At 60.2% G+C, this 18,792-nt stretch carries 13 protein-coding genes and 6 pseudogenes; 11 read left to right on the forward strand and 8 right to left on the reverse strand.

Features of this window, described 5'->3' with window-relative positions; translation table 11 throughout:
• Window positions 1-296: 296 nt before the first annotated feature.
• The 3 genes and pseudogenes from DC522_RS37525 to DC522_RS36375 all read left to right on the forward strand — a co-directional run.
• Window positions 297-692, forward strand: coding sequence for a PEP/pyruvate-binding domain-containing protein (locus tag DC522_RS37525; protein WP_116531776.1), 396 nt, complete (start codon window positions 297-299; stop codon window positions 690-692).
• A 67-nt stretch (window positions 693-759) separates the two neighbouring features.
• Complete coding sequence (locus DC522_RS27610; RefSeq protein ID WP_116531765.1) at window positions 760-2,067, forward strand: NAD(P)/FAD-dependent oxidoreductase; 1,308 nt, start codon at window positions 760-762, stop codon at window positions 2,065-2,067.
• Window positions 2,068-2,289: 222 nt separating this feature from the next.
• Window positions 2,290-2,505, forward strand: a pseudogene (locus tag DC522_RS36375) (DDE-type integrase/transposase/recombinase); the annotation flags it as partial.
• Between the two features lie 472 nt (window positions 2,506-2,977).
• Here DC522_RS36375 and aspA read toward each other — a convergent pair.
• The 4 genes from aspA to DC522_RS27635 form a co-directional block, all read right to left on the reverse strand.
• Complete coding sequence (gene aspA, locus DC522_RS27620) at window positions 2,978-4,429, reverse strand: aspartate ammonia-lyase (protein WP_116531767.1); 1,452 nt, start codon at window positions 4,427-4,429, stop codon at window positions 2,978-2,980.
• A gap of 670 nt (window positions 4,430-5,099) precedes the next feature.
• Window positions 5,100-5,741 carry a 3-oxo-tetronate 4-phosphate decarboxylase gene (gene otnC / locus DC522_RS27625; protein WP_116531768.1) on the reverse strand — a complete coding sequence of 214 codons (642 nt, stop codon included), beginning with the start codon at window positions 5,739-5,741 and terminating at the stop codon, window positions 5,100-5,102.
• Window positions 5,738-7,000: a 3-oxo-tetronate kinase gene (gene otnK / locus DC522_RS27630; protein ID WP_116531777.1), complete on the reverse strand. Its 1,263-nt coding sequence runs from the start codon at window positions 6,998-7,000 to the stop codon at window positions 5,738-5,740. Before otnK ends, otnC begins: the two co-directional genes overlap by 4 nt.
• A 191-nt stretch (window positions 7,001-7,191) precedes the next feature.
• Entirely contained in the window at window positions 7,192-7,884 is a 693-nt protein-coding gene (locus DC522_RS27635) for an aspartate/glutamate racemase family protein (RefSeq protein ID WP_116531769.1), read from the reverse strand.
• Between the two features lie 367 nt (window positions 7,885-8,251).
• On the opposite strand from DC522_RS27635, the pseudogene DC522_RS37530 reads away from it, so the two are divergent.
• The 5 genes and pseudogenes from DC522_RS37530 to DC522_RS27660 all read left to right on the forward strand — a co-directional run.
• Window positions 8,252-8,347: pseudogene (locus DC522_RS37530) on the forward strand (RidA family protein); the annotation flags it as partial.
• Between the two features lie 71 nt (window positions 8,348-8,418).
• On the forward strand, window positions 8,419-9,741 hold the full coding sequence (locus tag DC522_RS27645) for an FAD-binding oxidoreductase (protein ID WP_116531770.1): 1,323 nt from the start codon (window positions 8,419-8,421) through the stop codon (window positions 9,739-9,741).
• 58 nt (window positions 9,742-9,799) lie between these two features.
• Entirely contained in the window at window positions 9,800-10,927 is a 1,128-nt protein-coding gene (locus DC522_RS27650) for an FAD-binding oxidoreductase (RefSeq protein ID WP_116531771.1), read from the forward strand.
• Window positions 10,908-11,207: a (2Fe-2S)-binding protein gene (locus tag DC522_RS27655; RefSeq protein WP_116531772.1), complete on the forward strand. Its 300-nt coding sequence runs from the start codon at window positions 10,908-10,910 to the stop codon at window positions 11,205-11,207. Before DC522_RS27650 ends, DC522_RS27655 begins: the two co-directional genes overlap by 20 nt.
• Entirely contained in the window at window positions 11,207-12,709 is a 1,503-nt protein-coding gene (locus DC522_RS27660; RefSeq protein WP_116531773.1) for an NAD(P)/FAD-dependent oxidoreductase, read from the forward strand. Before DC522_RS27655 ends, DC522_RS27660 begins: the two co-directional genes overlap by 1 nt.
• 113 nt (window positions 12,710-12,822) lie before the next feature.
• Here DC522_RS27660 and DC522_RS35490 read toward each other — a convergent pair.
• A pseudogene (locus tag DC522_RS35490) lies at window positions 12,823-12,930 on the reverse strand (IS6 family transposase); the annotation flags it as partial.
• Window positions 12,931-13,180: 250 nt separating this feature from the next.
• On the opposite strand from DC522_RS35490, the pseudogene DC522_RS27670 reads away from it, so the two are divergent.
• Window positions 13,181-14,482, forward strand: a pseudogene (locus DC522_RS27670) (NAD(P)/FAD-dependent oxidoreductase).
• Window positions 14,483-14,995: 513 nt separating this feature from the next.
• On the opposite strand, the gene DC522_RS27675 reads toward DC522_RS27670, so the two are convergent.
• Both DC522_RS27675 and DC522_RS37535 read right to left on the reverse strand, forming a co-directional pair.
• The gene (locus tag DC522_RS27675) at window positions 14,996-15,874 is read right to left on the reverse strand and encodes a GNAT family N-acetyltransferase (protein WP_116531774.1); all 879 of its coding nucleotides are present in this window, start codon (window positions 15,872-15,874) and stop codon (window positions 14,996-14,998) included.
• A gap of 242 nt (window positions 15,875-16,116) precedes the next feature.
• Window positions 16,117-16,581: pseudogene (locus DC522_RS37535) on the reverse strand (transposase); the annotation flags it as partial.
• A gap of 66 nt (window positions 16,582-16,647) precedes the next feature.
• Between DC522_RS37535 and DC522_RS36380 the strand changes: the two are divergent.
• Window positions 16,648-17,046 carry a hypothetical protein gene (locus DC522_RS36380; protein WP_245444606.1) on the forward strand — a complete coding sequence of 133 codons (399 nt, stop codon included), beginning with the start codon at window positions 16,648-16,650 and terminating at the stop codon, window positions 17,044-17,046.
• Between the two features lie 78 nt (window positions 17,047-17,124).
• Window positions 17,125-17,466: a transposase gene (locus DC522_RS36385; protein ID WP_245444608.1), complete on the forward strand. Its 342-nt coding sequence runs from the start codon at window positions 17,125-17,127 to the stop codon at window positions 17,464-17,466.
• Here the strand turns inward: DC522_RS36385 and DC522_RS27690 are convergent.
• A pseudogene (locus DC522_RS27690) lies at window positions 17,372-18,369 on the reverse strand (DDE-type integrase/transposase/recombinase). The gene DC522_RS36385 and the pseudogene DC522_RS27690 overlap by 95 nt on opposite strands.
• Window positions 18,370-18,792: the final 423 nt, after the last annotated feature.

The following is an 18,792-nucleotide window of genomic DNA, read 5'->3' on the forward strand; positions in this document are numbered from 1 at the left end:
CTGATCTCCGGTCGGGTGCCGGAGGTGTCCCACAAGGATCTCGCCGCCGATCGCTACAAGGATGAGTGGCGCTTTCAGGGCGCATAGGTCGGTTACGTCGCGCTGTCGAGCAGGCCTACCAGAATCCGCTTCGGGCATCAGAGGTCGTGGCCAGCTCCAGATTGGCTCATCGGAGCATCCCTATATCGTGGAGACCCGTCGTGGATGATCGGAATTTCGCAGTCTGGCAGGAAAGCCGCACAACAGCCCAGTGGGTCTATACCTTCGGGGACGGTAAGCCCGAGGGTCAGGCGGGGATGAAGAACCTGCTAAGCGGCAAGGGGGCCAACTTGGCCGAGATGTCCAACCTGGGCCTGCCGGTCCCGCCGGGCTTCACCATCACGACGGAAGTCTGCACCTATCACTACGATCATGGCCGCGCTTATCCCGAGGAGCTGAAGTCCCAGGTCGAGAACGCACTGACCCATGTCGGCAAGAAGACGAGGCCGAACATCAAACTTGGGATCTGCGGCGAGCATGGCGGTGATCCGGCGTCCATCCACTTCTGCCAGGAGGCGAGCCTCGATTACGCGTCCTGCTCGCCATACCGCGTACCGCTTGGCAACAAGGTCGCGAGCCCAAGCCTAAATGGCCCTATCTTGCAGCCGACTGTTTTAGAGCGCGACGGCTTCGGACAAGCCGCGTGCCAGTAATATGAGATAATGTGTCATCAACTCAACCAACTGCAGCCCACCTAATCGGAGGCCGTTCGGAAAGGCCATGAAAACTCAAATCGTTATCGTAGGAGGCGGAGCCGGAGGGCTCGAGCTCGTACGGCGGCTTGGCGCCAAGCTGGGCCGGGATGCTTACGACGTGATCCTCATCGAGCGAAACCGAACCCACATCTGGAAACCGCTCCTGCATGAGGTCGCAGCCGGATCGCTCGATGCTAACCTGGACGAGGTTGGCTATCGCAGTCACGGGCATCGATGGGGATACCGTTTCTTCTTGGGCAGCCTTGAGGCGATCGACCGGGAGGCGCGACAGGTTGTGGTGGCTCCGATCTTGGATGAGGATGGCACCGAGGTTATCGGTCGCCACAGGATACGCTACGATTACCTGATCCTGTGCCTCGGCGCCGTGTCCAACGACTTTGGTACCCCGGGTGTGCGTGAGCACTGTCTCTTCCTGGACAACCGCGAGCAGGCGGACCGCTTCCGGCAAAAATTGCTGAACCATTGTCTGCGCGTATCGCGCACGATGACCACGGATTCCGGCGCAGATGCCTATGTCAATGTCACCATTGTTGGTGGTGGTGCCACCGGTGTCGAGCTCGCCGCCGAGCTCTTCAATGCTGCCTCCGCGCTGAAACACTACGGGCTGGAGGTCTTTGACGAGAGTCGCCTGCGCGTGACCCTGGTCGAGGCCGGTCCCCGGATCCTCTCCGCTCTGCCCGAGGACTTGGCTGAGGCCGCCCACAAGGAACTGGAGGCGCTTGGAGTACGGGTGCTCGTCAACACTGCGATCACAGAGGCCACCTCGACCGGCATGGGCACCCGCACCGGCGAGGTGATCGGAGCTGACCTGAAGGTCTGGGCGGCTGGTGTGCGGGCACCGGATGTCCTGAAGGACATTGCAGGTCTAGAGACGACCCGTAGCAGCCAGCTCGTCGTCCGTCCAACGCTCCAAACCACGCGGGATGATCGCATCTTCGCCATTGGTGATTGTTGCTACTGCAAGCCGGACAACTCTGACCGGCCGGTGCCGCCGCGCGCGCAGGCGGCTCACCAGATGGCCCGGACAGCCTATCGCAACGTTCTCTCCCTGATCGCCGACAGGCCGCTGGAGGCATTCGTCTACCGCGATCGTGGGTCGCTCGTGTCTCTTAGCCGTTATTCGACGATTGGCAGTCTGATGGGCAACCTGGTAGGCGGCCGCATGGCGGTTGAGGGGCGGATCGCTCGTATCGTTTACCTGTCACTCTACCGAATGCATCTGATCGGGGTCCACGGATGGTTGAAAGGAATTACTCTCATTCTGGTCGGGCACGTGAACCGAGTTGTTAGACCCAGGCTCAAGTTCCATTGACGGCCAGATCAGAACGAGCAGATGTCACGACGAACATTCATCTCGAGACCGACCTTAACGGTGATCCACTGGCATCGTCATACTAACGAGATGCGAGCGGAAGCTGGCAGTGGGGCGGTATGAAGAAGCCTCGCCCATCGCTCTCCGCTCGCCACCGTTTCTCTGTCAAGGTGATCAGCCTCGCGGTCTGGCTCTATTTCCACTTTCCCCTGAGCCTCCACATACTGGCTGTGGTGGGCCGTCGACCAGGACGGATACGTGCTCGATGGGCTTGTCGAGAGCCGCCACAACACCAAGGCGGCCAAACGTCTGCTGACCCGATTGATGAAGAAGCAAGGCATGGCACCCAAGCGCATCATCACTGTTAAACTTCCCTCATGCGGAGCCGCCAGACGGCAAATCATGCCGAGAGTGGAGCACTGGCGGCATAAGGGTCTTCTCTATTCGGCCGGGTTCAGTCAAGCACTCACGATCTGTTTGGCTCCGCAACATGACTGCCCCGCGGGCTCGCGCTTCTCCGGAATCAGCGCGACGGCTCTTCCACAATAGGGTCAGAAGAATGAAGCGGATCAATCTGAGCAGCGTCCTTTGTGCCTGAGGCGCAAGGAACATAGGCGCGGGCGTCCACTCGGACGGCACGTCGTAGATCTTCCTCGAAGCGTCACTGCCAACTGTATTCATAATCCCCTCGCTAGACCTTGGGTTCTATCCCAAATTCGGTTTTTACTTACCAGCCCCAGCTGCTCCGCACGGACTGGCTGCTCGAGAATCAATGGCTTGGAACCACCGCCATGACGCGGACCAGCGCTAAAAAAATGCCTATCCTTCGAGTTTTCGACAGAGCCGGTGAGCCCGACGCGGTATCCATGGGCTTTGATTCCGGAGCGCTGACGAGCATGATTGTCTTCCGTCAGTTCGACGGGAGGGGTGCGATTCTGCGCGGCCGCGTCATGTTTTCCGGCCGCAGAATGTCGGCGAGTTCAGCGGGGTTGAGCAAGCCCTCCTCCAACACGAGGTCGGCAACGCCACGGCCCGTGGACTGCGCCTTTTGCGCGATGCGGGTCGCGTTCTGATAGCCGATGATGGGGTTGAGCGCAGTGACGAGCGCTATGCTGTGGGTGACCAACTTCCGGCAACGGTCCTCATTGGCGGTAATGCCCTTGATGCAGCGCTCGGTCAGCGCCGTCATGGCACGGGTCATGATGCGCATGGACTGGAGAATGTTGAGAGCGATCACCGGCTCGAAAGCATTGAGCTGCAACTGCCCGGCTTCGGCCGCGAAAGTAACCGTCAGATCGTTGCCGATGACCTGATAGGCTACTTGGTTGACCATCTCCGGAATCACCGGATTGACCTTGCCTGGCATGATGGAAGAACCCGGCTGCACCGGCGGCAGATTGATTTCCCCCAATCCCGCACGTGGGCCGCTGGAGAGGAGGCGCAGATCGTTGCAGATCTTGGATATCTTCACCGCGATGCGCTTCAGGACGCCCGAAAAGGTGACGAAGGCACCGGTATCCGAGGTAGCTTCGATGAGATCTGCCGCCAGCACCAGGGATTCGCCGCTGATCTCGGAGAGTTCGGAAACCACAAGTGGCGCATAACCCGGATCCGTATTGATGCCGGTGCCGATGGCGGTCGCTCCCAGATTGACTTCCCGGAATAGTCGAACCAGCTCCTGCACCCGCTCCACATCTTCGCGCATGGTGGTCGCGAAGGCGCGAAACTCCTGGCCAAGAGTCATGGGGACCGCATCCTGCAACTGGGTGCGTCCCATCTTGATGATATGCGCGAACGCCTCGCCCTTCGCCTGAAAGGCCGCGCAGAGGTTCTCCATCGCCCCGGTAAGTTCGCCGTAGCTCAGGAGAATGCCCAGCCGGAGGGCGGTCGGATAGACGTCGTTGGTGGATTGCGACAGGTTGACGTGGTTGTTGGGATGCAGGTGTTCGTACCGCCCCTTTTCGTAGCCCATCAGCTCCAAGGCGCGATTGGCGATCACCTCGTTGGCGTTCATGTTGGTGGAGGTGCCGGCACCACCCTGGATCATGTCGACGACGAACTGGTCATGCCATTGCCCGGCGAGCACCTCGTCGCAGGCCGCTGCAATCGCATCTTCCAATCTTTCCGGGAGAAGGCCGAGCTTGCCGTTGGCGCGAGCGGCTGCCTTCTTCACCATCGCCAGCGCGCGCACGAAGTTGGGGAAATGGGAGAGTGGAATGCCGGTGATCTGGAAGTTGTCCAGGGCGCGCGCCGTCTGCACGCCGTAATAGGCGCCGGCAGGAACCGCCAGATCTCCCAGCAGGTCGTGCTCGATCCGTGTGAGGCCGTGATCAGTCGGAAGGCGGATGGAATGGGTCAGCATCGCAGGACCTCTATAGCCTTTTGCTATTCATCTGATTGGCTGGGTGGCCAGTGCGCAGATGCCTGATGGCAGTGCCATCTCAGCTGTCAATGAAGCGCCGAGCAACCCGGTATCACGGTGTCGGAGGCCACCAGGCCGCATCGTACCGTTGGAGATCAGTATCCGAGATTCACGCCATAGGATGCGCCTCACTGGCACTTAAATTCGGAACTTTCCATCTAAGACGGGACGCATTTCGGCACATGTTGCGAGCAGAGCCGTCTTAGTACGCACCCGTCCCTACCTTCGGCTGGGCCACCATGAAAGTCGAAGAGATCCTCCATCATCTCGTCGCTCTTCTGCTTGTCGTTGCTCGGCGGAGCGGTGACATTGTGAATTTGTTGCACAAACCTTGCGCGCTCCGCGATCAAGCGGCTTGGAAAGGCAAAACGGACAGCATGATCTCTTAAGGGAGCTTTCTGGCGATGTCACATGGACGAAGAAACGAAAGGGCACATCCGACCCGCCCCCGCGTGAGGGAGCAACGACCGACCTGACGCACTCATCGTCGGATCGACTACGTCGGTCTTGCTATTATCGTATACGTATCGCTCGACAAGATTTACGGGGTTGTTCTCAAGTTAATACCTTATGTCCACGATGTCTCCGATCGGGCCTGGGATCGAAGCGGCTAATAGCCCCCGAATACGGACTTGAGTTCAGCCACGTTTTCATCCGACAACATGCGCGTTGGCAGGCCACGCAGCATGACGAGCAGTTTTGCGGTCTCTTCCAGTTCCTCCGCCGCATAGACGGCCGAGGAAATGTCTTTGCCGGTGACGACCGGACCGTGATTTGCGAGAAGCACGGCAGCATATTTCCCGTCGAGCGCTCGGATCAAATCTCCCGCCTTCTCGTCTCCGGGTCGCACGTAGTCTACGAGCTTGACATGGCCCACGCGCATGACGACGTATGGCGTGAGAGGGGGGATGCAATCGTCGGGATCGATTTCGCTGAGACAGGAGAGTGCGGTCGCATGGGTTGAATGAAGGTGAACCACCGCTCCGGTCTGAGGCCGCGTCTCGTAAAATGCCTTGTGCAAAAAGATTTCCTTGGACGGTCTGTCGCCCGATAGGTGGCGTCCATCACGAGTGACCTTGCTGATCTTGCCGGGATCGAGAAAGCCTAGAGAAGAGTTCGTAGGTGTAATGAGGATCCCGTCATCAACCGCGGCACTGATGTTGCCTGCGGAACCGACCGAGAACCCACGTTCAAAGAGCGACCGCGACAAGCGTACGATATCCTCGCGGATTCTGTTTTCCGAGGTACTCACTTTCCTTTCAACCTTTCCAGAGCTTTGACGAAGAAATCGGGGGCGCCGAAGTTACCTGACTTCAGGGCGAGGGCGATCGGCTTGTCCCCGTTCGAAAGGAGTACTGGAACACCTGGGTCAATTTCCTGCCCAATTGTCAGCGCGCCGAGATTCAGAGCCGATACGACTGCGCCAGACGTTTCGCCGCCAGCAACGACCAACCGTGTCACACCAGATTGAACCAGCTTGAGGGCTGTGTCGGCGAAGAAGGCGTCGAGCTTGGCTGCGACTTCTTCGCGACCATACTTCGCCTGCATGGCCTTGACTTCTTCAGGCGTACCGGAGGAGTAGGCGAGCGGGGCTTGGCCGTGATTGCGCGTTATAAATTCTACGACGTGGTCGGAGGTGGTTTCGCCGCTCATCACCTTGTCGACGTCGATGGCTAGCGTCGGGTGGTTTTGCTTATGGACATCGATCTGGCCGCGGGTCGCACCAGAGCAGCTTCCCGCCAGGATCGCTTCCGGCCCGTTTGCTCCGATCAACCTGCCAGAGATTCCTGAAGCGAGGCCGCGCCGAATGAAATTCTCAGGTAGACCAATCGCTATGCCAGACCCGCCTGTTACCAGCTTGTGGTCGGCAATCGCCGACCCGATTGTGATCAGATCCTGATCGGATGTCGCATCGACGATCACCAACGTATCATCCTTCGCGGCAAGCGCAGCGGCGACTTCCTCGGCACCCTTGCGAACCGTATCCAGGGCGACGTGCCCAACGGACGATCGGGTCTGGTATCGCAGCCATCGGCGAATGTCGGGGTCCGTCATGGGTGTAAGCGGATGGTTCTGCATACCGGATTCACTCAGAAGCCGGTCATGGACGAACAGATGCGCCATGTAGACAGTGCGGCCAGCACCCGGGAACGCCGGGCATGCAACAACGCTTTTCACATTGAGCGCGGCCGCAAGCGCTTCGCCCACGGGTCCAATGTTGCCTTCACGCGTGGAATCGAATGTCGAGCAGTACTTGAAGACGATCTGCCGGCAGCCTTGAGCCAGAAGCCAGTTCAAGGCGTCAAGAGATTGCGCTACCGCCTCATCAACTGGAATAGTTCGGCTTTTCAGGGCAACCACACCCGCCTCGACGTCGGCAGATGCAGCGGTTTTCGGTACGCCGAGAAACTGCGCGGTGCGCAGTCCACCGTTAGGCGCCACGCCCTTTGCAATTGTGTTTGCAATATCGCTTGCGCCGGTAAAATCGTCGGCGATCACTCCTAAAAGCACTTCTTTTCCCTTCTCTGCCGCGGACACCACCCGATGGAGCGGCTTGCAGCGAACGGCCTCTTTCAGCCGATGCCGCGCCGCCTGATGCGCTAAGCCTTCTTTGGTCACTGCTTGCGATTAGATCGCGCAGCTTCAAGATGGCCTGTTCGCGGTTTCTGAAAACCGGCAAACCGTTGGCCTAGCTTTGAGTACTATCCTTGGGGGCGGGAGCGCACATTCAGTGCGGAGGACATGTGCAGCACACCGAGTTCAGGGCTAGTAAGTACTGGCACCGATATCTCGCTCATCTCATTTAGGGCATTTGCCATTGATGCTTGAGCAAGAACAACCACGTCGACACTGCCCACGAGCAAGGCGAGGCCTTCACGTATCATCGCATCATGCGCCGCCCTGTCTCCGTTTCGCAGTTTATCAAAGGCTCCTTCACAAAGACGACTGGTGACGAAAACGTTACGACCCATTCTATGAGCATGGCGCTCAATTAAACGGGTTGTGGGGTCCATTGTTGTAGCCAGAGTTGCAAGGACGCCAATTCGGTTCCCGCGCTGTATCGCCTCAATCGCCATTCCATCATCTATACGGAAGATGGGCACGGGGCAGAGCGGCATTGCCGCATCCACTGCAGGACCGAGTGAGGAACAGGTGACGAGGACCGCCGAAGCCCCCGCATCCACCGCCGACCAAATGTGAGTCGCAAGCCGCCGCATAGTTTGGCGTGACAGCGTGCCTTCGCGAATCGTGTTCCCCAGCAAGCTCTCATCTAACATGTTGAATGGGCGCCAACCGGGCAGATGGAGACCAACGAGTTCGTTAAGCACGGGGATGATGCCGGGGACCGTATGGATCATGGCAAGCGCAGGGGGGTCATGAATGTCTGTAGTCATGGCTTACAACTCTATTTCAGATTGTGTATGCTCTTCAATTTGAGCCTGTGTCAGCTGGGGTGATACGATCGGAAGTCGATTTAAAACCACTGTCGTCAGACAATGCTCTGTAACTTACCCGCGCGATCGGCGAAGATTTGATTGTCGCGCCGCCGAAAACGAAACTTTCTGCCGTTCCTGCATCTTCAGTCGATGCATGCTGCTCGCCTTCCTCCGCTAGCCTTGCTTTGAGCCCATGCCGAGGACGCGCGATGACACTAAGCTTTGATCCAGACAGTCTTCCCCTGCCCGTCGGGCATTTCATCGGCGACCGGCTGCTTCCGGCCGAAGGCGTCATCGACATGCATCGCCCGTCCGACGGCAAGGCCTAGGTGATTCCCGCCCGGCTCGCACCGTCGTTCCGGTGCCGGAACTCCACAACGGCTATCTCGTCGAAGTCGATGCGATAGCAGTGCTTGCCTAGGATGCTCCTGTCGGAGGGGCAGGAAACAGTGCCGAATAGATCGGCCCCAAAATCAGTTCAGGTCAGCCTCCATGTCTCCACTCGTCAAACGCATACAGAACGATCAAGAGCTTCCCGCCAAGGCGGATGTCGTCGTCATCGGCGGCGGCATTATTGGTGCCTCAGCAGCATTTTTTCTCGCAGAGCGGGGACTCTCGGTCGCTTTGGTCGAAAAGGGCTATGTCGGCTGCGAGCAGTCGAGCCGCAACTGGGGTTGGTGCCGCCAACAGAACCGGGATGAGCGCGAGCTGCCGCTATCAGGTGTCGCCCTGCGGCTATGGGGTGAGTTTGAGTCAAAAATCGGTGAGGACGTCGGTTTCCGTCGATGCGGTTTGCTTTACGCTACGGATAATCCGCAGCAACTGGCGGAATGGGAAAGTTGGCGTGATACAGCCCGCCAGTTCAACGTCAATACGAAGATGCTTAGCGCCGGAGAAGCGGCTGCCACAATTCCGGCAAACGGCCGCAGATGGCTCGGCGGGGTCCATTCAATCGATGATGGCAAGGGCGAGCCTTCCATCGCCGCGCCGACGATCGCCGATGGCGCTCGCAGATTTGGAGCGACGATCCACCAGGAGTGCGCTGCCCAAGGCCTTGATCTGGCCAATGGGGCGGTGGCTGGGGTGATCACCGAAAAGGGACTGATCCGGACACAGGCCGTTCTCTGCGCCGGGGGAGCTTGGACGTCCTTGTTTTGTCGCCAGCATGGCGTTGTGTTTCCACAGGCGAGCGTGCGCCAGACAGCACTTCGTACACGGCCCACAGCGGATCTGGGTGAGGCGATCTATACGCCGGAGTGTGCGTTGACCCGCCGGTTGGATGGCAGCTACACGCTTGCGATCAGCGGCAGGGCGACGCTGGACATCACCCCACAAGGCCTTCGCTACGCGCGCTGGTTCATGCCGATGTTCCTGAAGCGTCTGAAAGCGGTGCAGATCGGCATCGGCAAATCCTTTTTCCATGGTCCGGAAGTGTTCGGAAGCTGGAATAAGAATAAGCCGTCGCCCTTCGAGCGAATGCGCGTTCTTGACCCGGCGCCGAGCCGCCGAACAATCGCGGCTATTTTGAAACGGGTCACGGAGCAGTTTCCTGCGTTGGCCGGCATCGAAGTCGCCGACAGCTGGGGGGCGTATGTGGATTTCACGCCGGACGCGGTGCCGGTTATCTCGCCGGCCGATGGTGTGAAAGGTCTCTACTTGGCCGCGGGCTGCTCCGGCCATGGCTTCGGCCTTGGCCCGGGCATCGGCCGCTTGGCGGCCGACCTGGTTGCCAACGATCCACCCTGTGTTGACCCCGCCCCCTTCCGCCTGTCGCGCCTCCTTGATGGTTCGAGAGTTAAGGTAGGCGCAATCTGATCGTGGAGGGCAGATTAGGAGAAAGCCGTGAGATGACGCGCCGAGGGAAGCTGGCGGAATGGATTACGACGTAATCGTCATCGGCGGCGGGCTCGTAGGCATATCCATAGCCTGGGGCCTGTCGAAGTGCGGGCAAAGGGTTGCAGTTGTCGACGAAGGCGATGTGGCATACAGGGCCGCCCGGGCGAATTTTGGTCTCGTATGGAGCTCAAGCAAGGGTCTCGGCAATGCAGCCTATTCACGTTGGTCGCGAACCTCGATGGCGAACTGGTACCAGTTGGCAGCCGAACTCAAGGCCGAAACCGGCATCGACACTGGCTTTGTCCAGTCGGGCGGCTTCTCAATTCGGCTCACGCCAACGGAGCTGGAGCGCGGTATCGCATCGATGGCGAAGCTCGCCCGCCAACCAGGAATGGACGCGGAAGGAACGCCGCCGCTCGAATATGAGATACTCGCTCAGGCGGAGACGCGCCGCCGCTTGCCCCTGGTCGGCGAGACAGTGGCAGGCGCGATTTTCAGCCCGCTCGATGGACACGCAAACCCGCTGCGGCTATTCGCGGGCTTTCATAAGGCGCTGCAGCAGCGTGGCGTTCATTATCTGCCGCATCGGAAGACGACTACGATCCGCCATCGCGCCGGCGCGTTCGAATTGGCTGGAGACGGGTGGAGGCTCGGTGCTGGCAAGATCGTCCTCGCGGCCGGCATCGGTAACACCGCGCTCGCCCCGATGGTTGGGCTGAACGTTCCGCTCTCGCCCAGCCGCGGCCAGATCATCGTCACCGAGCGGCTGAAGCCCTTCCTCAGCCACGCCACCGGCTATCTGCGGCAGACAGACGAGGGCTCTGTGCTGATTGGCGAGAGCAAGGAGGCGACGATCGATCACCAGCGGCCGCGAGGACCAATCACCGCAGTTCTGGCTGAACGCGCCCTACGCACGTTCCCACTGCTCAGGGAGGCCAAGGCGGTGCGGATCTGGGCCGCATTCCGCGTGGTGACTCCGGACGGCTACCCCATTTACGAGCAGTCAGAGAGGTTTCCCGGTGCGTTCGCACTCGCCTGCCATTCCGGCGTGACGCTGGCAGCGAACCATGCGCTGGTCCTGCCGCGGCAAATTTTGGCCGGGGCGCTTTCTGCGGATCTCTCCGTATTTCATTCCCGGAGGTTCCGTGTTCCGGCGGCTGTCTGACAGAAAAGAGAGTGCGGTCTCATTCACATTCAACGGCGTGCCGACCATGGCCCGCCAGGGCGACAGCGTCGCCGCTGCATTGTTGGCCGCCGGACATTGCATCACGCGGCGCACCCCGGTGTCCGGCGTCGCCCGTGGTCCTTACTGCATGATGGGCGTGTGCTTCGAGTGCCTCGTCAAAATTGACGGCCGGCTGAACCGACAGGCTTGCATGACCACTGTGGTGGAGGGCATGCGGGTCGAAACACAGGATGGCGCGGCCATGCCGGGGCAGGAATAATGATTCGAAACATTCAGTCTGCCGCCGATCTCGCGCCTGCCTATGACCTCGTCGTCGTTGGCGCGGGGCCGGCCGGCCTCTCGGCAGCCATCGAAGCGTCGACCCGCGGCCTCGCCGTATTGCTGGCCGACGAAAATGCATCGCCTGGCGGCCAGATCCATCGGTCGGTCGACCGTGCTTCGGACGCCGATCTCGCGCGCATGGGGCCGGACTACGCCGCCGGTCGGATGCTCATCGAGCGGTTCCAGCGCACAGACTTGAGCTATGCCCGCCGGGCGACGGTGTGGAGCGTCGGGCCTGCTGACGAGGAAACTGGCGACGGCGAGCATGCGCTCGAGATCGGGATCTCGCTCGGCGGCATTGCTCGGCCGATCGCCGCCCATCGAGTGATTCTCGCAACCGGCGCGCTCGAGCGTCCGTTCCCATTCCCGGGTTGGACCATGCCCGGCGTCATGGCGGCGGGAGCGGCGCAGATCATGATGAAGTCGTCAGGTCTTGTGCCGTCGGGACGGACCATCCTCGCCGGGACCGGGCCGCTGCTGTACTTGCTGGCAAGCCAACTTCTCCGGGCAGGCGTCTCCGTGATAGCGGTTGTCGATACCACGCCGCTCGAGAACTGGCGCTTGCCCCTGCCTCACGTGCTTACCTTTGCCACGTCGCCCTATGCACTCAAGGGCCTGAAGCTCCTCTTGGACGTTCACCGTCGAACCCGTGTCATCCGCGGGGTGACTGCGCTCGAGGCGATTGGTTCCGGACAGTTCAGCGCCTTGCGGGTTCGTCGCGGCAACAAGTCCCTGCACATTCAGGGCGACCTGCTCCTTCTGCACCAGGGGATCGCGCCGAACCTCAATCTCACGCTGGTCGCCGGGTGCGACTGCGTCTGGGACGAGCGCTTGGCCGCCTTCCGCCCGACCATCGACGTTCACGGCGCAAGTTCGGTTCCGGGGGTTTCGATCGCGGGTGATGCGGCGGGAATTGTCGGGGCGGCCGCCTCGGCTCTGCAAGGAGAGCTCGCGGGCCTGACCGCGGCGCTCGAATTAAAACACCTTGGCCAGGGTGCCTACGAGCAGCGCCGGAGCCGACTCGCGCGAAAGCTCGCTCGTGCCCTCAGGGGCAGGACTTTCATCGAGCGTCGGTTCCGGCCCGGCAAAACATTTCGTGTGCCCGAGGACGACGGCACCATCGTCTGCCGCTGCGAGGAAATCACAGCCGGCAAGCTGCGTGAAGTTGCGGCGCTCGGCGTGCCGGGCCCTAACCAAATGAAGGCGTTCACACGATGTGGAATGGGACCATGTCAAGGCCGGCTGTGCGGTCTGACCGCGGTTGAACTACTGGCGCAATGGCGTGGTGTTTCGCCCGGCGAGCTCGGTTACTATCGGCTACGCCCGCCCATCAAACCCGTGCCGCTGGGCGAACTTGCGGCCTTGCCGCACACGGAGGCAGCCATCGTCGCTGTCGCCGGATTCGTTGAAGGCGCCTCCGATGGCGCGCAGCGCGACTAATCTCGCGTGCGAGAGCGGCGATCGACTGATGACCGCGGTGCCGCTCAGGCGCCACCGCCGCCGTATGCACCGGCCAATCACGCGGCCATCCGAAAGGTTCGGTCAAAACACCGCTTACGGTTTATCTGGCTACCATCAATCAAGTTCCGCTCGGGCCGGCCGTGTCGATTGAGCGCCTTGCGCAGGGATCGCTTGGCGGCCGTCAGATTGCGCCGCTCGCTGGCTCCTATCCGACATTTACGCCATAGGAGGCGCCTCATAGGCACTTAGATTCGGAACTTTGCACTTAAGACAAGAGGCATTTTGGCACATGTTGCGGTATCAGAGCGGTCTTAGTACGCACCCGTCCCAACCTTCGGCTGGGCAACCATGAAAGTCGAAGAGATCTTCCATCATCTCGCCGCTTCTCCGTCTGTCGTTGCTCGGCGGAGCGGTGACATTGTGGTCTGGAGCTAACGAGAGGTCAGTCACATGCACGAGCCCAGAGTTGCAGACGAGAACACGCCTTACTGGTGGGAAGAGACACCCGTCAAGCCGCTGCCGCAGCAGCCGCTGGCCAAGAAGCTCGACGTGGCGATCGTGGGCGCGGACTATGCTGGCTGTCAGCCGGGCTGGTGCTGGCGCGGGAGGGGCGTTCGGTTGCAGCCTTCGACGCGATGAACCCGGGCGAGGGGGCTTCTACACGCAACGGCGGAATTAAGTGGAAGCATCCGGCCGGATTACGCCACGATCACTCGGCGCTTCGGCGAAGAGAAGGCGATGGCGATCGAGGCCGAGGGCAAGATCACACGCGAACTCCTTTATGACGTCATCAAGACCGAGAAGCTCGACTGCGACTTCTAGCTGGTTGGCCAGTTCAAAGGAGCAATCGGCTATGACCAGTACGAAACGATGGCGCGCAGCGCCGAGGTACTGGCGAAGAAACTGGGGATCGGGTCTCATGCCGTTCCGCATGCCGAGCAGCGCAACTATATCGGCACCGACTTCTATCGCGGCGGCACGGTCCGGATGGACATCGGCGGGCTGCACCCGGCCAAGTTCCACGCTGAACTCCTGCGAGTGGCGCTCGCTTCGGGATTGCCGGTCCATTCGCGGACGTACGTAACCTTGATCAACAGGGAAGGCGACGGGCTCCGTGTCGTGACTTCGGCCGGGACGGTGCAGGCGCGGCAGGTTCTGGTCTGCACAGACGGCTGTACTGATGGCGCTATTCCCTTCCTGCGCTGCCGACTGGTCCCGGTTCGCAGCCGGATCATCGCCACCGAGGAACTCGAGCCTGAGGTGATGCCGCGGCTGATGCCGAAGCTGAGGATGATCGAGAACCGCCAGCTGGGTTTCTATTACCGCCTCTCGCCCGATGACAGACGTATTCTGCTAGAGGGGCGTGACAGTTCTCGCGTAGGCGATCCGGCGGCGTCGAAGCTCTTTCTGCGCAAGGGACTAGTGAACCTTTTCCCGGAGCTCGAGAACATTCGCCTTTCGCACAGCTGGTCCGGCCATGTGGCGATGAACCGCGACATGCTACCCCGCATCTTCGAGAAGGACGGCGTGGTCTATGCCACCGGCTTCTACGGTTCGGGTGTAGTCTGGGCGCCGTGGATCGGTACAAATGCGGCTGACAAGTTGTTGGGACACAGCGAGCAAGTGCGCACCGCCTTCGACTTCCGGCTACCTGCCTTTGTCCCGCTCTATCGTGGCAATCCGTAGTTCATGCCGGCCCTCATTCAAGGTTATCGGATACAGAACCGCATCGCCCTGTGGCGCGCCCGCTGACAGGCAAATAACTCGATGCGTTCGGCTCGGATTGGCCGCGCCCTCTGTTGCGATCAGCCCCGCTGGGATAAACGTCAGCATCTCGGCGTAACGGTTCTCAAGCGTGACGGTTCTCAGGCGCGATGAGCGCCTTTGCCTAAGCCGAGCAGTTGGCGATGGGCGCCCGTCGCCTCGTAGACCATCCGCTGGGGCGTACGGTGCCAGAAAGTGCATGACGCACGCGGTTGCTCGGCGTCATTTTGAACACCGCCCGATCCCTTTCAGTAAGACATAGACGTCCAGGCTGTCTTTTGAAATGTGGATGCTGGCTGCGCACGCTATACTGTCAGGCATTTCTTCCGCATCCCGTGCTTGTCAATCCGGAGCCTTAGGCGCCCGAATATCGGTTCAGGCCTCATGGAGAGAGGCGCGATCAGACAGCAGAGAAAGCCATGGGACACTCAGTTCCGATTCGTCTGGAGATCGCTCCATCCGGCCGGTTCTTAAAGGATCTTCTCGAAAGAGCTTTCAAATTCAGCCCAACGCGTGGCCGGCCAATCCATAAACCCATGGCTCATTGTCTCCTCGATTCAGGAATGGGCGTCCTTTGGACATCGTCGTAACAGTCTCGGAAACCGTGAGGCGGCTCTGCTGGAGAAACTCGGCAAATATGCCGTCTTCCTCACGCGTGTCGACGCGGGCGAATCGTCCTGTCAAACCCTTCAGATGCACGGCCGTGAGATGGATCGCGTCATGATCATTCCTCGCGACTATGGGGCCAATCACATGGCCACGACCAAACTCTCGACACATGGAATAGCCGACGATTTCGCCACCGCGTCTTAGAGTGCAAATTGCAGCGTTTTCTGAAAGCAATGCAAGCAGCTTCTCGCGGTTTGTCCCAAATGCGCGCGTATCCAGCGCCGTGATCTCCTCAAGCTTGTCGCTTGATAGCGCACTCAGTTCACCGTCCAGAGCTGGCACCGCTGGAATCGTCGGTGCGACCTCCCCCTGGCGCTGATATACTGTCGCTTCTTTCGTGAAGCCGAGTGAAACATAGAGATTATCAGCGGCATGAGTCGAATTCAGGCTTAGATTGCGGTTGCCGCACCGCTCCAGCACCTGTTCCATGAGCCATCGGCCGGTTCCTTGCGCTTGCGTGCGGGGCGTTGTGATCACCAAGCCGATGGTGGCGAAATCGTCTCCGTGCGGGAACCACATCGCGCTTCCGAACACGCGTCCGATGCCGTCAACGGCGACGATGCCGTGGCCGGCGCGGCGCAGTAAATCCCAATCCTTGGGCCGATGCGGCCAGCCAACGGCGATCGAGAGCGAGCTAAGCAGGTTCACGTCAACTTCAACAATATCCCGCGCGACCAACTCGAAGGATTTCAGGCGCACTGATTTTCGCATTTTGCTTTCGTTCCTTCACCGATGCCCAAGTTTGCGGGCATGCAGTGTTCTTGATCCTGCTGCCGATTGCAATTCTCTTTCAGATGTCTTTTGTCATAGCATCGCACGGGAATGCCAGCAGGTTTCGCTTATTAGCGGCATTTTTTCGAAATCTTCGCTCAAAGTGCAGCGCTATTTGGCAGGGAAAACTCCTGCCTGCGGTTAGGCGGTCCGTAACCGGCAAATTGTGCAAGCAGAGTGGCTCGACGGGAGCGGCGGGGATGGCCGCGCCGTTCCGCATCCCATTCGCCGCGTCCAAACAGCTGTAGGCCCGTGCTGTCGATCACGAGATGCAAGGGACCGTCCGGCACGACCTGCGGCTTGCGAGCGGCAAAGGCGCGACTTCTGCGGCTTAAGGTGGTGTGGTCCGGAACCGGGAGATCAAGGCCAAGGAGCCGGAGCACGCTCCTGACAAACCCTTCGGCCTGACGCAGGGCCAAGTGGAAGACGAGCCGCAGCGTGAGCACAAGCCCAATGGCCAGATCCGAGTAGCGGGCCTGACCACCGGGCGTGGTCCGTTACGGAGCATTCCACCGAGCGATGGCGTCCTCATCAAGCCACAGGGTCAGGTCGCCTCGCCGCTTCAGCCCGGCCTCATACCAAGGCCAGTTTTGGATCCGATACTTGGCCCGAAAGCGTGGATGGCGAGCAGACTTGCGCATGGACATGGTGACCAACATGCCAAGGAGATCCCGCTACTATGTACCAGCTTAGCTCGGCGCCTCAACTCCTCCATGCACCAACGCTATCCGGAGGTGCACTACGCCAAGAAGCAGTCGATCATCTGGATCGGCTACAAGGTGCATCTCACGGAGACGTGCGATAACAGCGGACTGCATCTGATCACGCATGTGGAGACCACACCGGCACCCGTCGTTGATCGCGATGCTCTCGAAGACATCCATGCGGCCCTTGATGCTAAAGGTCTGCTGCCCAACACCACCTTGTTGATGCTGGCTACGTCGCGGCCGACCAACTTGTGGCCAGGCGGAAGAAAGGCGTCACGCTTCTTGGGCCGGCTCCCAAGGATTACCAGTGGCAGGCCCAATCTGGCGAGGGCTTCACGGTGCAGGACTTTCCTTCTCGACTGGGAGCGAGAAGTGGCCATCTGTCCGGTCGGGCACGAGAGCTGAAGTTGGGGGCCCGATTACCATCAGGGGCGAACTGCGCTCAAAGTTCGCTTCTCGACCAGCGATTGTCGGCCGTGTCCGTTGAAACGGCGGTGCACCCGCTGTGCCCGACGCCTTCTCACGCTACGACCGCGAGAGGAACACGAGACGCTCGAGGCCGCTCGGATCCGTGAAGCGCAGCCCACCTTCGCACGGGATTACCGGCAGCGCGCCGGGATCGAGGGCACAATCTCGGTGGGCATCCGAGCCCTGCACTTGCGCCGCGCCCGCTATATCGGGCTGGCAAAGACGCATCTTCAGCACGTGCTGACGGCAGCGGCCATCAACCTCACCCGACTAGGGGCTTGTCTGGATGTGAGACCTCCTTGGCGTGAGCGACGACTTGGAGGGCATCTGGCAAAGCGTGTGTATCCGGCGGCTTGAAGCGCAAGTTGGCGAGTTTGGGCTCGGCAGTCAGGCGCCGTTGCACGACCTGCTCGGGTGAAGCACCCTTGAGCACGCGCTGGCGTCTCCTGTTGTAGGCCTTATTGAAGCCCTTGAGCAGCTTCTCAAGGTCACGATGACTGTAGATCGTGATCCCCAGCACCTCGCGCTGCACCCGCCCATTGAAGCGCTCCACGAGACCGTTCGTCTGCAGCGTATACGGCTTGGTCTTTCGATGCTCCACCTTCAGCTTGCGGCAGGCTGCCTCGAAGCCATCGGCCGTAAAGCACGAGCCGCGGTCGGTGAGCACGTGGGTGATCTTGAAGGGGAAAGCGCCGATCGCCTCGTTGAGGAAGGCGATTGCATTGCTCGTCAGCTCATCGTCCTTGACCGCCAGATGCACCCAGCGTGAGCAGCGGTCAATGGCGACATAGAGGAAGCGCTTGCGGCTCGCTCCTTTTGCGGTACTCAGCTTGGGCAAGTGTTTGATGTCCATATGGACGAAGCCGAGGTCGTAGTCCTTGAACGTGCCGCTCTCCCGCTTGCGCCGGTGAGCTGGCGGCAGGCGGCCCAGCCCCTCCGCTTTGAGGATGCGGTAGACCGCATCACGATTGAGATGCCTCAGGAAGTGGCTGACCACGAACGTGAGGTCATCGAGCGGGAAGCCGGTGGCCTGCCGGAGGGTGCAGACGATCGCCCGCTCTTCCTCGGTGGCTTTCCAGGGCAGCTTGTGCGGCCAGCTGGAACGATCCTGGCAGTCGTCAGCTCCGCGCTTGCGCCACTTGCGGATGGTCTCGGTACTGACGCCAAAGCGGTTGGCGAGCACTCCCGTGGGCTCGACGAGTGGGCGATCTCCTGGCGAACGGCTGGGGTGGTGCGGGCTTGGGAATGGATGGACAGCATCACGTCCTCCTGCGGTGAGGAGCTCGGCGTCGCAGACCCTCAAAGCGCCAAGCGCACTCCTCAATCGCGCAACGCACCTGATCCCAACAACGTTCCGCTACCAAACAGCTTAACGGATTCTGACAGTTTTGCTGTAGGCGCAAAGCGAACAGTCGAACTAAGCATTTCGCGATAGCCCAAGAACATCTCGCATGTCGTATTCTCCGGGTCCTTTCTCGCCATCCTTCGCGCCACGCTTTATTCAGCCCGATAAATAATCTCCTGACGAATACTTTATTGAAATGCTTTCACAAGCGGGTTCAACTTTTCTATTCGTAGGGAACTTTCAAATCCGTTCTGAAAAAGCTTACCCCGCTACCTTGTATATCTCGGCAAGGTCGCACAAATCCCAGTTCCCTCCACTCAACACCGCGCAAACTTTTT

The organism is Microvirga sp. KLBC 81, assembly GCF_003075415.1.
Taxonomy (GTDB): Bacteria; Pseudomonadota; Alphaproteobacteria; order Rhizobiales; family Beijerinckiaceae; genus Microvirga.

Coding starts and splice junctions, on each gene's coding strand:
- DC522_RS37525 (WP_116531776.1), top strand. CDS start 297: ATGAAGAACCTGCTAAGCGGCAAGGGGGCCAACTTGGCCGAGATGTCC.
- DC522_RS27610 (WP_116531765.1), top strand. CDS start 760: ATGAAAACTCAAATCGTTATCGTAGGAGGCGGAGCCGGAGGGCTCGAG.
- aspA (WP_116531767.1), bottom strand. CDS start 4,429: ATGCTGACCCATTCCATCCGCCTTCCGACTGATCACGGCCTCACACGG.
- DC522_RS27635 (WP_116531769.1), bottom strand. CDS start 7,884: ATGACTACAGACATTCATGACCCCCCTGCGCTTGCCATGATCCATACG.
- DC522_RS27645 (WP_116531770.1), top strand. CDS start 8,419: ATGTCTCCACTCGTCAAACGCATACAGAACGATCAAGAGCTTCCCGCC.
- DC522_RS27650 (WP_116531771.1), top strand. CDS start 9,800: ATGGATTACGACGTAATCGTCATCGGCGGCGGGCTCGTAGGCATATCC.
- DC522_RS27660 (WP_116531773.1), top strand. CDS start 11,207: ATGATTCGAAACATTCAGTCTGCCGCCGATCTCGCGCCTGCCTATGAC.
- DC522_RS27675 (WP_116531774.1), bottom strand. CDS start 15,874: ATGCGAAAATCAGTGCGCCTGAAATCCTTCGAGTTGGTCGCGCGGGAT.
- DC522_RS36380 (WP_245444606.1), top strand. CDS start 16,648: ATGCACCAACGCTATCCGGAGGTGCACTACGCCAAGAAGCAGTCGATC.